Below are 14,369 nucleotides of genomic sequence, written 5' to 3'. Positions count from 1 at the left end.
GCAGCTGTCCGGGCCCATGCTGCCCTGAGTTCAGTGACAACGTCTGTCAGGAACTGAATTCTTCGTGGAGCTCCGGCAGAAACCTTGCGAGGTGATTCATCTCCTGCCCGCAGTGCAGCATGAGATCGCGCGCGAGATCGACGCCCAGGTTGAGGTCACCCGGGTCAACGGATGGGCCGCGGGCGATCGCGCACGCAGCTTCGGTGACGTTCGGGACGTGCAGTCCCCGCAGATTGAGATAGAAGCGACTGCGCATCTCGCATCCGCCGGGGGCCGGCCGGACCTGATGCGCAAGCCATCCGAGATCGACCGGTGCGATGCTGCTTCCCACACGTCCGAAGATGACCGTCTGATCGGCCGGCACGTCGAACCCGTGCGCGACGGGGTCGCGGAACTCGATGGCCAGCTGTTGCAGCTTCGGGCCCACGTACTCGTCGACGTAAGTCGTGTTTCCGATGTACTTCTGCCGGTTGGGAATCGGGGCACCGGTCAGATCGACACGCAGCGATGCGTGAAGGTGGGCGTCGGGATGCCAGAGCTTGTAGCGAGCCGCCTCGGTCGAGTGCCACCCGAACCACCAATCCCACATCGCCGCGGTGACCCGCGGCATGTCGGTTCTGACCGCGGCGAAAACGACTCCGTTCGGGAGTTGTCCGTATCCGGTTTCGACCGCCGAGTAGCCGGATGTGGCGAGGTCGGATGTCACGTCATCGAAGGTGGGGATCGATTTCGGATGCACCGGGTCGCCGGCGTAGGCGGCAAGGACTGCCGGCGGCGCGACCGTGGTGTGCTCGGCCATGAAGGAGGCATACGGACGCGCGAAGTCTTGGGCGCGATAGCCCTTGTAGCGAGTGGTGCACGTCGGGTCCAGCGGTGCGGCCTGACTGCGAGTCGTCGAACCGAGCACCGCTGTGGCGACCGCGGTTCCTGTCGCTGCCAGCACCGCTCGTCGATTGGGCTTCCAGCTCCTGGACATTCGTTGAGACTAGGACTGGGGTAGTTGCTCGTCAATGGTGTCGTTTCCTATATGCCGACTGCGGCAGGGCATTTCACCCGCGACGAAGGGTCGCGCGAGGTGGCTATTTGCGACGACCGCTGCAGGTTTGGGTTCCCAACGAGTGCAGTATGTACGGTTTACGAGTAACCCTGCATATTCGATTTGCTGCACATTCGCAGCCAACGCATAGTCTGGCCTTCCGTAGCGTTACATGTAACATGGGCTCATGGCTGTGAGGGACAGGGTGGGTGAGTACCGACGCCGGATGCGTGAGCGCGGTTTGCGCCCGTTGCAGGTTTGGGTCCCTGACGTGCGCACGCCCGAGTTTGCCGCGCAAGCCCACATGCAGTCGCTTCTCGTCGCGCAGGCCGATGGCGATGGGGACGAGCAGGATTTCGTCGAGGCCGTTGCGGTGCCATGGGATGACGAGACGTGATTCGCGGTGAGATCTGGACAGTGGCGGGTGGTGCGTATGCGTCCAAGCCGCGGCCTGCGGTCATCGTCCAGGATGACCTTTTCGATTCAACTCTGTCGGTGGTGGTTGCGCCGATGACGAGCCAGCTTGTCGATGCGCCGTTGATGCGGATACGCATCCGAGGCGACGGGGACGCGACCTCGGGTCTCGAGCGGGACAGTGACGTGATGGTTGACAAGCTGACCGCGGTCAGACGGTCGAACGTGCTGACGCGTGTTGGCCGGCTGACGTCCGAACAGCTGGTGGAAGTTGAACGCTCGCTGATGGCGTTCCTGGGGCTCGCGCGATGATGTGATACCTAAGCGGCAGCGCAACTTCGGGAGTCTGGCTAACTGGTAGCTTCGCGCGGGAGCAAGGCTAGGCGTCGGAAGTGGTGCGGCGTGGCGAATGAACGAGCGGGTGCTGACCGGTCAGATATGCCGCTTCGCTGTGCCGTACGACTCCGGTTCACAGGAATCTGCCGCGTGACTCTTGGGCAACTCCATAAGGCTCCATGCGGCCAAAGTCAACTATAGTTGTGTTACTCTAACTTTAGTTGCAATCTCAGGAGGTGTCGGGCGTGCAATTGAACAAGCCATTTGCCACGGTAACGCCGACCCTGGACGGAGACGTACTCGCGGTGTTGGCGTCCGCAGACGCTACGTTCACGATCAGCCAGGTCCATCGCATTCTCACCACGGCGTCGGCTGAGGGCATCCGCAAGGTCCTCAACCGACTCGCCACTCAGGGCGTGGTGTTGCACGACCAGGTGGGTAGGACGAATACCTATCGACTCAACACTGAACACCTCGCCGCTGAGCCGATCATGGCGTTGGCACGTCTGAACTCCGCGTTTCTGAACCGTCTCGAAGAGCACCTCCGAGAGTGGGGTAAGACGCTGCGGTACGCTGCGGTTTTCGGGTCGGCGGCGACGGGGCATATGCGGCGAGACAGCGACATTGACCTGATCCTGGTGCGCGCCGGGGACTGGGGCCGCGAGGGTGACGACGTGTGGGGGCATCGGGTGACAGAGGTTGCCCGGCTCATCACAGCGTGGACCGGCAACGACGGCCGCATAGTCGAGTACGCTGCGGACGAATTCCGCGCCGCGGCGGCCGCGGGTGAACCTCTGCTTCGTGACGTGGCGAAGCAAGGCCTCACCGTTGCGGGTACGCGGTCCTGGTTCAACGCGCAGCTGCGCCCCGCGTCGGGGAGGTTCGATGGCGTTGCAGCGCGACTGTGACTCCGCGGTCATCGCAGGGCGGATGTCGAAGGCGAACGAGTTCTTGGATGCCGCTGACAATCTCGGGGAGGAGATGCCCAACGCCGCTGGGAACTTGTACGTCGACGCTGGCATCGCAGCCTCAGACGTTATCTGCTGTGTTCGCCTTGGTGTGCACTCCAATACCGGCAACCACGCCGAGGCTGCAGCCCTCCTGAAGCGTGCGGACAGCGGATCCGAGCGACACCTGAACACGCTGTTGAACCTGAAGAACAAGGCTACGTACACGCATCAGGACCTAATCTCCGCGGAGCTAAAGCGGATGATCCCCGCAGCGCAGCACTTGGTTGAGTCGGCCAAACTGGCAGTAGCCGCTCGCGGATAGTGCACACGCCGGCTCATTGAGTTCGGAGTCTCAGATCTGTGTCATCGAGTCTCAACTTGGGTGTCAAAGTCTCGTCTACCTTGTCATCAGACAACGGCACGCTGCTGAATAGTGTGGCGGGGCAGCGCGATACCCAGAGCTTTACTTGACATAATGTATCTTATCGGCGCGCATACGGGACGAGTGTTGATTGTCGATGGTCGCCGCTGTCGATGATCGCCCAGACTGGCGAAATGTCATCGAGTTGGCGAATCCGAGCGCGATTCTGTCGGCGTTTGACAACCCACCTCCGCGCCCCAGCGAACGCGCCGATCGGTTGTGCCCACGCGGGACCGCATCGACCAATCTGCCGAATCTTCTTTCCGACTTACGCATCCGCGATGTTCACCGCCGCTCCGGGGGCACTCTGGCATACAAACGGCCGGATAACCTCGGTCCGTATTTACGTCACAGTGACGAATGTAGACCCGCTCGCGTGATCTGCACGATCTCAGGCAACACGGACCGCATTGCGGCAAGATGACATTGCATCATCCCGGCGCGCCGACAACGTCGAATTGACTCCGCGGCATCCCTCGCGCGCGGATATACCCTTCTTGGTATATCCGATCCCGCCGCGGGTCTGCCATCAGATCGCTGGTGTGCGATCAACCCCCGCTTTCGGTGTGAAAAGCTTTGTGTCGTAGGCTGTTCACCCGTGCCTAACCTCGCTGCCCGTGCTTCCGTGACCGACACCACGCTGCGGAGATGTGTGTGGTGCTCGTCCGACGAGGAGGTTGTCGACCTCCGTAATGAACCGCGGTGCGGGCGCTGCCGCGCCGCGGAGCAGACCATCGCCGAGGCCCGCGAGTTCGTGCGTTTCTATGGTCTGCGGCCGTTGGGCGGGTCCTTGGAGTCCGACGATGAGGAGGAGCGCGAGCATCGGGTCGCGGCTCGTGAGGCGAGTGCGGAGCTGACCAGTACCCGTACCCACACTCCGCCGCGTCGCACGTCTCCGGCGGGGCGGAGTGCCGCCGGAGCCCGACCCGCTACTACCGCCACAAGGGTGGATGCGCGGGGCGCGGCTGGAACAGTACGATCCGCCAAGCCGGACACCGCTCGACGCCCAGACGTTTCCCGGCCCGACCATGCCGAACTCGCGAGCCGAGCCGAAGGATTGCTGTCGCAGCTCACCGAGCTCGAGGAACGCCTCGCTGTCGCGAAACTCGACTCCGGTCTCAGCGGCAAGGCCAAGGTGTCGGATCTGACCGCGAAACGCGAGTCCGTGTTGCGGACGCTGGCCGCATTGGAGAAGGCCAAGCGGGCGCTGGAGCCGGCCTGACTTGCACGTCGCCACGGCCTGGCGGCGTCGATCGGCTCAGTGGCGAAATTTCTCATTCACTACCAGACGGTGGCATGGATTCGCTTGCGAACACTGCCGCTGTGGATAGCCGACTGACCTGTGGATTTCTACGACGGTCCCGATGCCCGATTCCCCTATCGTTGGCGACATGTCGAGGCAAAAGCAGTCATCGAGATCGGGCCGACGAGGTCGCACACAAGGCCGGCGCGAGGTTGATCGCGCACGTCCGTGGTTGTCCGGGGGCCTGCCCCGAATACATCGCGAGCTGACCCAGGCATATCGCGATCTGTCGGTCGAGTGGGTCGCATACGTGGACATGGTCAGTGCGCGCGACGCCGAATACGACACCGAGTTGGATGCACTCGCCGCCGCCGGCCACGGTCCAGGTGATGCCGATTTTGACGCGGTGGCCGCACAGAAACTCGACAATACCTCTCTCTACCGCATGCTCTGCGGCAACGTGATGCACTCGGCGACGGCGGTTGAGGTGCTGCACAACCTGACTCCGGTGTGGGTCCCGGAGGCGGTCAACGATGCGCTCGCATCGATCGAAGTCCCGACAGGCGACGCGCGAAGCCTCACGGGGATAGGCGCGTCCGGACTGTTCGTCTTCAGTAAATCCCCTGTGCGCGCTCGCGAGAGCCTTCCGGGCGGGCAGACAATGCCTGAGGTCGACGTCGACGGCGTGCTGTGGTGGACGAAGACGGCGGGGCACGGTAGTGCGTCCAGTGCTCTCGCGGAGGGCGTGCCTCGCAGATTGATGCTGGCTCCGCTGACACGTAGTCGTGATCTGCAGTGGCTGCGCGGCGACGGATGGCGGACGTCTACGCTCACCGAGGTGACCTGTTTCGACGTCACCACAGTCCGAGGTGTCGATGTACAAGAAGCGCTCTGGCCCTGTGTCGAGCTGCTGGCGAGAATAGGAACCGCGCTGCAGCACAAGAGTCTTCGTCGAGTCGGCGAATCGATCGCCACGCTGGACGCTGCCTGAGGCACGTCCTGTATCTGGCGAGAGCCGCCTAGAACGTGCGTATTCCTCCGCGACGTGCTCGACGAACTCGACGCCGGCACGGTCACCGTCGTCGGACAGTCGCTCAGCGGGGGCTTACTGATCGGCAGCCGTGGTCTGGGGGCGGATGTCAACCGTCAGCTACGGAATCGGTGGGCGGACCTCCGCTGACCAGCGGTTCCGGAGCGTTTAGGGTCCATCCCAAGGGTTTCTGAGGGTGTCTGCGTTCAGGATCAGAATCATTGCTGATCCTCGACCTCAGGAGACCCGATGACCACCCGCCAACATGCACCGGCCAGCGAGCCGACAGCCCGCCACGGACTCATCACCCTTGTCGTCTGTTTGGCGCTTGCGACAGTGGTGGCGGCGATGTCGTCGCTGAACGTGGCGCTACCCGACATCGCCCGCAGTACCCACGCCACCCAAACTCAACTCGAGTGGGTCATCGACGCATACTCCTTGGTGTTCGCGTCACTGCTCCTGCCCGCGGGAGCGTTGGGCGATCGATTCGGGCGGCGGCGGGCCCTGATCGCGGGGCTGGTGATCTTCGGACTGGGTTCGGCGGTCGCCATGACCGCGGGATCTCCGACCGAGCTGATCGCGCTGCGATGCGTGCTTGGTCTCGGCGCCGCTTTCGTGATGCCGGCGACCCTGTCGACGATCACAGCGACCTTCCCGCCCGCCCAGCGGACGAAGGCTGTCAGCATCTGGGCTGGCGTCGCGGGTGCGAGCGCCATACTCGGCGTGCTCTGTACCGGTGTACTGCTCGAGTTCTGGTCGTGGCGATCGGCCTTCGCGTTGAACGTCGTACTGGCCGTCATCGCGTTGGTCGCCGTCCTCCGATTTGTACCCGAATCGGTGGGAAAGAAGGTGGCCCGTCTGGATGTCGGTGGGGCTCTCCTGTCTGTCGCCGGGCTCGTCGTCCTCGTGTACTCGATCATCGAGGCGCCGGAGGTCGGCTGGGCAGCTGGCCGAACCTTGGCCGGAATCGCCTGCGGGCTGGCCATTCTAGCCGGATTCGTAGTGTGGGAACTGCGGCATCGGTCACCGCTGCTCGACCCCAGGGTGTTCACCAAGCGCGCGCTCGCGGCTGGGAGTCTCTCGATATTCGTCCAGTTTTTCGCGTTCTTCGGGTTCATCTTCGTGGTGCTGCAGTATCTGCAGCTGGTCCGCGGTGACTCCGCACTTGTCGCGGGGCTGAGCATGCTGCCGATGGCCGCCACCCTGATGCCCTTCGCTCGCTTGGCGCCCGTCGTGGTCGAGCGCATCGGCACCAGGGCCGTGTGCGTGACCGGACTCCTGCTCATCGCGGCTGGGATGGTTGTTCTCGCCCAGCTCGATGCGCACAGCAGTTACTGGCTCCTTCTCGGAGGCCTATTGCCTCTGGGTGCGGGTATGGGATGGGCGATGACCCCGGCGACGAGTGCTATCACCGGTGCCCTCCCACCCGCCCAGCAGGGCGTCGCGTCAGCCCTGAATGACCTTTCTCGCGAGGTAGGTGGAGCCTTCGGCATCGCGGTGATCGGTAGTGTCCTCACTTCCACCTATCGGTCGAGTCTGGAGCTTCCCGCACAGGTGCCGGCGGCTGTGGACGCCATGGCGCGTGACTCGTTTGCCCTCGCCTCTCACCTCGGCGGACGGATCGCCGACACGGCCGACACCGCGTTCGTCACCGGGTTACACCACGCGATCCTGGCCGGTGCCGGTGCTTCCGTCCTCGCCGCCATCGTGGTCGCGATTCTGTTGAGACAGCGCACCACGACCGGTCATGATGACGACACCGTCGGCGACCGGACCAGCATCCCCTCGCGCACGGCTGCGCTCGAGGACTAGGAGAAACACCATGCCGTCTACCGAGTTCAGAACCCATGCTCAGCTGATCCTCGATCGCCTCGACGAGGCCGGCGACCTGATGGTGTGTGCCGATGCCACGCGCAGGTGTACCGCCGACGAATTCGCCAGGGAGATCCGCAGTTTCCGCCACACGCTGGCCGCCCGCGGAGTCAAGCGCGGTGAGCTCGTCGCCCTGATCGCACCGAACACCGTGACCGCGCTGGCCGTGCGATTCGCCGCTTCGCTCACCGGTGCGGTCACAGTGGTGTGCCCCGGCGCGGACTCCCCCGATCGGCTCAATGCCTTCCTGTCCGGCCTCGACCCGGCGACTGTCGTCGTGTTCGAGGCCGGTGCAGCGGCCGACATCACGGCGGTCGCGGCTGACCGGATCTGGGACGCCACCGATCCGATGCCCGACCTGTGTGCCGCGGAGGACCCGGCGGCCGAGGTTTCGGTGCGTGCCGACGACCCGTGCATCCTGGTGGCGACCGGCGGCACTACCGGCACGTCCAAGTCGAGCATCCGCGATTTCGCGGCCTATCGGCACCTGATCGGCGGCCCGAGCAGTCCCACCCGACGACAACTCGTCTGCACACCCCTGGCATATATCGCGCAGACGGCGGTAGACCAGACGTTGTTGGCCGGCGGCGTGGTATTCCTGCACGACCGATTCGACCCGCACGAAGTTCTGGAGTCGATCGAGCGAGATCGCATCACTCACATCGCGCTGGTGGAGCCGCTTCTCGTCGAACTCGTCGACTGTCCCACCCGACCCGATCACGACTTATCGTCGTTGCAAGCAGTCACTCATGTCGGTGCTGACGCGCCACCTGAACTACGCCACCGGCTGCTCACCGCCCTCCGCCCCGGGGTGTTGGCCCACGTGTACGGCGCCAGCGAATTCGGTCCAGCGTGTGCGCTGGCCGGCGCAGATTACAGCCTCGATCGTCCCGATCTGCTCGGTAGTGCGGGGCGAGCACTCCCCGGCGTCGAGGTGCGGATCGTCGATGATGCCGGTCGCGCGATGGATCACGGTCGGCTGGGGCGCATCGAAGTTCGTTCACCAGGTGCGGCGACCGCGTACTGGGGTGCTCGTGCGGAAAGAGACCGGTTCCACTCGGACGGATGGTTTCGCAGTAGCGATTTCGGCGAGATCGACGAGGAGGGATATCTCCGCGTACGTGGCCGAGAAGCCGATCGACGCGTGATCGACGGTGTTCCGCTGTGGCCCCTCGACATCGAGAACGCGATGTCGGGGCACCCGGCCGTACGGTATGCGGTGGCTGCGCCGCTCGACTCTGAGACCGCTGACTTCGCCGTGTGGGTCGTTCTCGCACCCGGTTCCGGTATCAACGAGCAGGATCTCCGATCCCATCTGGTTGCAGTCGGCGGTCCGCGATTGGCGGATGTGCACCTGCAGCGAGTGCTGACCATGCCGGTGACCGCGCAGGGCAAGCCGGATCGGCGGAGGTTGCTCAGCCAGATCGGCGTCACTTCCGGTGGACAACACCTTTGAGGTCACGGCGTGAGTGGACTCCCAGCTTCGCGTAGGCATTACCGAGGTGATATTCGACGGCCTTGACGCTGACGTAGAGACCGGCCGCGATCTCCTTGTTGGTCTGACCGTCCGCGGCGAGAACGACGACGTCGCGCTCGCGATCGGTCAAGATCGACAACGCACTGTCAGGATCAGCTGACTCGGGAATTCCGGCGCCGCCGGTGATCGTGGAATCCACCGCGCGCAGGTACGGGAAAGCTCCGGCGTCGGAGAGCACTCGCCGCGCGATCGCGAATTGTTCTGTCGCTGCGCGGCGGCGCCGGTTGGCCCGCAGAAACATCCCGTAGTCGCGTCGCATCGCGGCACGATCGAGCACCAGTTGGTCAGTCGTCTCCGACTCAACGGCCGCCGCGTACTCGACGTCGGCTCGGGTGGAGTCACCATCGAGCCCGGCGATCCGGGCGTTGAGCCAATGGATCTGCATCCGAAAGTCCAGGCACCGTCGACGCGCAGAATCGATCAACGCCGCAAGCTCGGACTCTGCGCCGGCCCGGTCGCCGCGGTCGAGTCGCGCTGCGACCAGCGTGGGCCAGAAGAACAACGAATGCGACCCCGGAAGGTGGTCGCCGCCGCCCCGAGTCAGCACTGCGAGTTCCGCGATGACGGCTTCGGAATCTCCCTTCACCTCGGCGAGAGCAGCACGTGCGCACGTGGTCATCCCGACGGCGTCCACGGTTGGCACCACCGCCGCGATCTGGTTGCCGCGTTTGATGTGCCTGTCGGCGACGTCGAAGTTTCCGCGGCCCGCGTGCACCATCGCGCTGATCGCGTGAGCCTGTGCGGTGATCCACAGTTGGGATTCGTCGGCGGCGAGATCGAGTGCGGAGTGGGCGCTGACGAGCGCTTTGTCCCAATGTCCGAGCACGTATTCACATCGGGCGACGATCACGTTGGTCTGCGCCCTGCGGTCGCCGAGTAGTGGCGACAGCTCATCACGCTGGAGTGCACCCTCGGACAGTCGCAACCACCGCAGCGATTCGGTCACGCGGCCGGCGTAGTGATTCTGCATTCCCCTCCCCCAGATGCGGTTCATGTCGGTGTGCTCGACGTCCCACGGATCTGGGTAGCGGGCCAGGAGCAGCTGGAGTCCGGCGATCCCACCGTCGGCTTGGACCGACCGCACCCACCTCCACGAACGCGGCGAACTCTGCCTCCGGGGAGCCCGGGGCGGCGAGGTCGAGTGCAGCCCGGGCGTGCCGGATGCCCTCGGTCCCCTTCGCCTGCACGTTCGACAGAACGCTGAGGGCCAGATGTGCCCGGGCGAGTTGCTGGGGCAGCTCGTCCAGGTCGACAGCATCGCGCAAGAGTGTCTCGGCCTCATCGATCCGACCCGACTGCCAGGCCAGCCAGGACAACTCGATGTCACGTTGCACCGAGACCGGACACGAGCGCAGCCGGGCCTCCAGAGCCCGCATCGCGGCGAGGTGGCGACCATTCATGTTGTGCTGCCCGGCCGCGAGGATACGCCGTGCGGCCTGCTCCCTTTCCCCGATTCTTGCTGCCGCGGCGCTATAGGCGGCGGACTGCGCCGAGTCGCCGGTGGCGTCGGCGGCGACGTCGAGCTCGGCGGCCAACTCGGGGTCGACCCGGTCCGCCGCGGCGATCCGGTGGTGCAGGCCGATCGCGGGACTGCTGGCCGCTCCAGCGAACGCGAGGTGTAGTTCGCGACGCCGAGCCGGGGAGATGTCGTCGTAGACCGCAACCCGATACAAGGGATGGACGAACCGCACTCGGTGGATCGGGTCGCGGGGCAGGTGTTCGAGCAGACCACTTTCCAACGCCTCGGCCAACACCGCCGATGGGTCGGTTGACGCGGTCGCCGTGCCGAGGTCGATGAGGCCGGCCGACCCTCCGGCCACCGCCAGTGCCTCCACGAATGCCTGTGCTTGGTTCGGCAGGGCGCGTACGCGATTGGTGACGGTCTGCGCGAGCGATCGCGGGGCGGGCAGCGGTGCGACACTGTTGAGTTCGGCGGAACTGAGTTCGGTGAGCAGCGTGCGGACATGCAGGGCACGGCCACCGGTGTGGCGATGCAATCGGGCTGCGGCCGTGGGTCCCAGAACGATACCGTCGGACTCGGCGATGGCCGCGACATCTCGCTCGGTCAGATCGCCGATGATCAGGTGTCGGCCACGATCCGGGTCGGCGCCGAGACGGCGCCACGCAGAGTCCGCAGGGATCCCAGCCGGGCGTGTGGTGATCAGTGCGAGCACGCGGTCGCCCGGGCTGAGCCGACGAAACGCCGTCAACAGTGCCACCTCCGAAGCCGTGTCTGACCAGTGCAGGTCTTCGATGATCACGGCCACCGGGCCCTCGGACTGGCGTTCACTCAGAAGCTGCAGTAGCTCATGTCCCGCGGGAAAGGGTTTGTCGGCGGTGAACGCCCCGAGCTGGGACAGCAGCCACATTGACGTCTCGGTGGCGAGTTCGTCTGCGTCGGCGCGCAGCACGGTGAATCCTAAGAGATCGGCTCCGGCCGCCCGCACGAGGCTCGATTTGCCGACGCCTGCGTCGCCCTCGATGAGCACGACGCACGGTCGCGCGTCGACGACCTGCCGTGCGCAGTGGCGTACGTGCGCAAGCTCGTCCTCGCGACCGACGACCTTGCGCGCGCTGGGTTCCATGGTGCCAAGTATGTCCGATAGTGGCCGTGGCTGACCGCAATTCATCACTGGGTGGCGCCGGTGGAGATCTCCGACCTCGATCGTCGAGTCGACGTCGCGTGCGCTCGACGTCGAGCGCCGTGTCATCCGCGGTGTCAACGGCGGCCGCGATCCGCTGACCTCATCCACGAGTCTTGTGCCTGTTAGACAACGGGATTCCGAGGATCAGCCGCCGAGACTCTCGGATCGAGCCGTTGAGTCGCGGAGTAGTTGACGTGGCGCATCCTGCAGATTCGTTGACAGGACCTCGTTGCCAAGACCGCAGCTCGGCGGCCTTCTAAACGTTCGCCATCCGTTTCGACAAGATATCTGCGTCCCGGCATTCACCCAGAAAGGCAAGCCGCTGATCGCCGCAACGGTACGAGTGACCAGGCTCTAGGACAAGGACAGGAACGACGTTCGATACCCGGGAACCAGTCAGGGCATCTCCACCGTCTGGGCGCGGCGGATCTCTTCGACGGCGCGCATCAGATACGGACGATGATCGAGTGCGGCAACCGCCGCCAGATCGGCGATCACAAGGACCGCGGCGCCGTTGAGCCGTGCCGGCGGGATGTCCGTTGCCGGGCCGTCATCGTCAGAACGTTGGACCACAGCGAGACTGCCAGTGAGTACCACCACCACGGCCGACGGATCGACGGGCGCATTCCAGGCACCGGCATCCCTGGCCGTGCGGGTCAGTACCTCGGAAAGGTCATCACCGCTCACACCGTCCTGATACTGGGTCTCGACGAGTTCCCGGATCATGTGAGCGTGTACGTCTCGCGCTTCAGGGTGGAGTTCGAGCGACTTGACTGCTTCTCCGAAACCGTCGAGGTCGTGTGCGCGCGCCGCACCGATGCCGAGCTCGGTGGCCTGTGCGATGACTCGAGCCTTCGACGGCCATTCGGTCGGCAACTGCATGTCGGCCACGTCATGTCTCCTGTCTGTGGGCCAGTCCTCCGAATCGCTGGTCGTACCACCCTATATCGTGGCGGACCTCGACTACCTCGTGGTGACTCGCCGTGGCCCTCACCTCGAGCGCATTGCGGTCGATGAACTAACCTCGCACACTTGGTAACTCACCGTCATGTCGCAGTCGCCGACGCGTTGAGCAACGTCTTGGCCGACACATATCCGACCAAGACGGTCGCCACTCTCGATCATCGCCACTACACCGTCCTCCGTCTCGGTCACTGTTCGGCGCCACTGATCATTCCGCAAGCCGGGGCCACAACATTCGCCACTGTTCCCGCGGATGGGATCCGAGACGGGTAGACCTCGCCTGCGCAGGGTTACCCTCGAACTTGTGCCAGCACCGTCCGACTCCCCCACCCGCACAAGCTCGGCTATCACCGGCCTCGAGCGCACTTTTGCCGACCGGTTGCCGCCACTGAGCGTGCCCTGGCGCGGCGCCGACGCGCCGGAGCCGACGCTCCTCGTCGTCAATGAGGAACTCGCGGCCGCGTTGGGTCTCGATGTGGCGGCCCTGCGGTCCGCCGACGGCATGGCGATCCTGTCTGGTGCCGCGGCGCCAGCCGACGCGACACCGGTCGCCACCGCGTACGCCGGACATCAGTTCGGTGGTTACGCGCCGCTGCTCGGCGACGGGCGGGCCCTGCTGCTGGGTGAACTGATTGACACTGGCGGACATCGAGTTGACTTGCAGCTCAAGGGTTCCGGACCGACGCCGTTCTCCCGGGGCGGGGATGGCTTCGCGGTGGTCGCTCCGATGCTGCGGGAGTACCTGGTGAGCGAGGCCATGCACGCGCTGGGAGTTCCGACGACGCGTTCCCTGGCAGTCGTCGCCACCGGACGCGGTGTCCACCGCACGGGGATCGAACCAGGCGCGGTGCTCACCCGGGTCGCAGCCAGCCATCTGCGCGTCGGGACCTTCGAGTTCGCGGCCCGCCGGCCCGAGCTGCTGGGGCCGCTCACCGACTATGCGATCGCCCGTCACTATCCCGAGCTCGTCGACCTCCCCGAGGATGGGAATCGGTACCTGGCGTTCCTGGAGGCGGTGATCGATCGACAGGCGGCGCTGGTCGCGCAGTGGATGCTGGTCGGCTTCGTCCACGGCGTCATGAACACCGACAACACCACGATCTCCGGCGAGACCATCGACTACGGCCCGTGCGCCTTCATCGACGCCTTCGACCCCTCGGCGGTGTTCAGTTCGATCGATCACGGCGGCCGCTACGCCTTCGGCAATCAGCCTGCCGTCCTGAAATGGAATCTCGCCCGCTTCGCCGAGACGCTGCTGACCCTCATGGCGGCAGAGCCGGACAAGGCGATCGACGCCGCGACCGCAGTTCTCGCCTCTTTCGACGATCGCTACAACCGATACCTGATCGAGGGCATGCGTGCGAAGATCGGACTGATCGGCACCGTTGGTGAGAGCGACCTGATCGACGACCTCCTGACCTTGATGAGCGATCAGCGTGCCGATTGGACCGGCACGTTCCGTGCGCTCGCCAACGAACTCCGCGGTGACCACGCACCGTTGGCGACGCTGATCCCGAGTGAGCACATCGACCCCTGGCTGCACCGGTGGCGCGTCGCGCTCGATGGCCTCGGTCGCGACCCTGATGAGACCGCGGCCGCGATGGACCGCATCAACCCGCTCTACATTCCTCGCAACCACCATCTCGACGAGGCGTTGCGCTCGGCCACACACGGCGACATATCCGCGTTCGAGCAACTCTTGGCGGCGGTGACCCACCCCTTCGAGCATCGGGGCGAGTGGGACACCTTCGCAGCCCCCGCACCCGAATCATTCACCAACACTTTCCAGACGTTCTGCGGAACGTGAGGCTCGTTGGGACGAGTTCCGTCAACAGAGGCTGCGCGTCGACCCGGACGGATGGGGATGTCCTCGCAGATGGATTTGCGCGCAGCGTCTGCTGACGCCACCGGTGGTACCATAT

General features: G+C 64.9%; 13 protein-coding genes. 9 read left to right on the top strand and 4 right to left on the bottom strand.

Annotation, left to right across the window (positions count from 1 at the left end):
• Positions 1-46 precede the first annotated feature (46 nt).
• On the bottom strand, positions 47-976 hold the full coding sequence (locus tag D7316_RS05685; protein ID WP_164473735.1) for a DAPG hydrolase family protein: 930 nt from the start codon (positions 974-976) through the stop codon (positions 47-49).
• Between the two features lie 247 nt (positions 977-1,223).
• Between D7316_RS05685 and D7316_RS05680 the strand changes: the two genes are divergently transcribed.
• From D7316_RS05680 to D7316_RS05645, 8 genes are all read left to right on the top strand, one after another.
• The gene (locus tag D7316_RS05680) at positions 1,224-1,433 is read left to right on the top strand and encodes an antitoxin MazE-like protein (RefSeq protein ID WP_124707414.1); all 210 of its coding nucleotides are present in this window, start codon (positions 1,224-1,226) and stop codon (positions 1,431-1,433) included.
• Positions 1,430-1,762: a type II toxin-antitoxin system PemK/MazF family toxin gene (locus D7316_RS05675; protein ID WP_124707413.1), complete on the top strand. Its 333-nt coding sequence runs from the start codon at positions 1,430-1,432 to the stop codon at positions 1,760-1,762. The genes D7316_RS05680 and D7316_RS05675 overlap by 4 nt, the downstream gene beginning before the upstream one ends.
• A gap of 269 nt (positions 1,763-2,031) precedes the next feature.
• Positions 2,032-2,694 (top strand): nucleotidyltransferase domain-containing protein, encoded by a 663-nt coding sequence (locus D7316_RS05670; protein WP_124707412.1) that lies wholly within the window; start codon positions 2,032-2,034, stop codon positions 2,692-2,694.
• On the top strand, positions 2,672-3,058 hold the full coding sequence (locus D7316_RS05665) for a hypothetical protein (RefSeq protein ID WP_124707411.1): 387 nt from the start codon (positions 2,672-2,674) through the stop codon (positions 3,056-3,058). Before D7316_RS05670 ends, D7316_RS05665 begins: the two co-directional genes overlap by 23 nt.
• 724 nt (positions 3,059-3,782) lie before the next feature.
• Positions 3,783-4,379 (top strand): hypothetical protein, encoded by a 597-nt coding sequence (locus D7316_RS05660; protein WP_124707410.1) that lies wholly within the window; start codon positions 3,783-3,785, stop codon positions 4,377-4,379.
• Between the two features lie 373 nt (positions 4,380-4,752).
• Positions 4,753-5,391 carry a hypothetical protein gene (locus D7316_RS05655; protein WP_124707409.1) on the top strand — a complete coding sequence of 213 codons (639 nt, stop codon included), beginning with the start codon at positions 4,753-4,755 and terminating at the stop codon, positions 5,389-5,391.
• Between the two features lie 288 nt (positions 5,392-5,679).
• The gene (locus D7316_RS05650; protein WP_124707408.1) at positions 5,680-7,242 is read left to right on the top strand and encodes an MFS transporter; all 1,563 of its coding nucleotides are present in this window, start codon (positions 5,680-5,682) and stop codon (positions 7,240-7,242) included.
• 10 nt (positions 7,243-7,252) lie between these two features.
• Complete coding sequence (locus D7316_RS05645) at positions 7,253-8,758, top strand: class I adenylate-forming enzyme family protein (RefSeq protein ID WP_164473734.1); 1,506 nt, start codon at positions 7,253-7,255, stop codon at positions 8,756-8,758.
• On the opposite strand, the gene D7316_RS05640 is transcribed toward D7316_RS05645, so the two are convergent.
• From D7316_RS05640 to D7316_RS05630, 3 genes are all read right to left on the bottom strand, one after another.
• Entirely contained in the window at positions 8,733-9,785 is a 1,053-nt protein-coding gene (locus D7316_RS05640) for a helix-turn-helix transcriptional regulator (protein WP_164473733.1), read from the bottom strand. The two genes, D7316_RS05645 and D7316_RS05640, sit on opposite strands and share 26 nt — an antisense overlap.
• Positions 9,733-11,424 (bottom strand): AAA family ATPase, encoded by a 1,692-nt coding sequence (locus D7316_RS05635; RefSeq protein WP_164473732.1) that lies wholly within the window; start codon positions 11,422-11,424, stop codon positions 9,733-9,735. The genes D7316_RS05640 and D7316_RS05635 overlap by 53 nt, the downstream gene beginning before the upstream one ends.
• 456 nt (positions 11,425-11,880) lie before the next feature.
• Positions 11,881-12,366: a hypothetical protein gene (locus D7316_RS05630; RefSeq protein WP_124711142.1), complete on the bottom strand. Its 486-nt coding sequence runs from the start codon at positions 12,364-12,366 to the stop codon at positions 11,881-11,883.
• Positions 12,367-12,751: 385 nt separating this feature from the next.
• On the opposite strand from D7316_RS05630, the gene D7316_RS05625 reads away from it, so the two are divergent.
• Positions 12,752-14,254, top strand: a complete 1,503-nt coding sequence (locus tag D7316_RS05625) for a protein adenylyltransferase SelO (protein WP_456298017.1) — start codon at positions 12,752-12,754, stop codon at positions 14,252-14,254.
• The last annotated feature ends 115 nt before the right edge of the window (positions 14,255-14,369 follow it).

It is taken from the genome of Gordonia insulae (genome assembly GCF_003855095.1).
Lineage (GTDB): Bacteria > Actinomycetota > Actinomycetes > Mycobacteriales > Mycobacteriaceae > Gordonia > Gordonia insulae.
The sequence above is the reverse complement of the archived record's forward strand: the minus strand, read 5'-3'. Positions and strand labels throughout refer to the sequence as shown.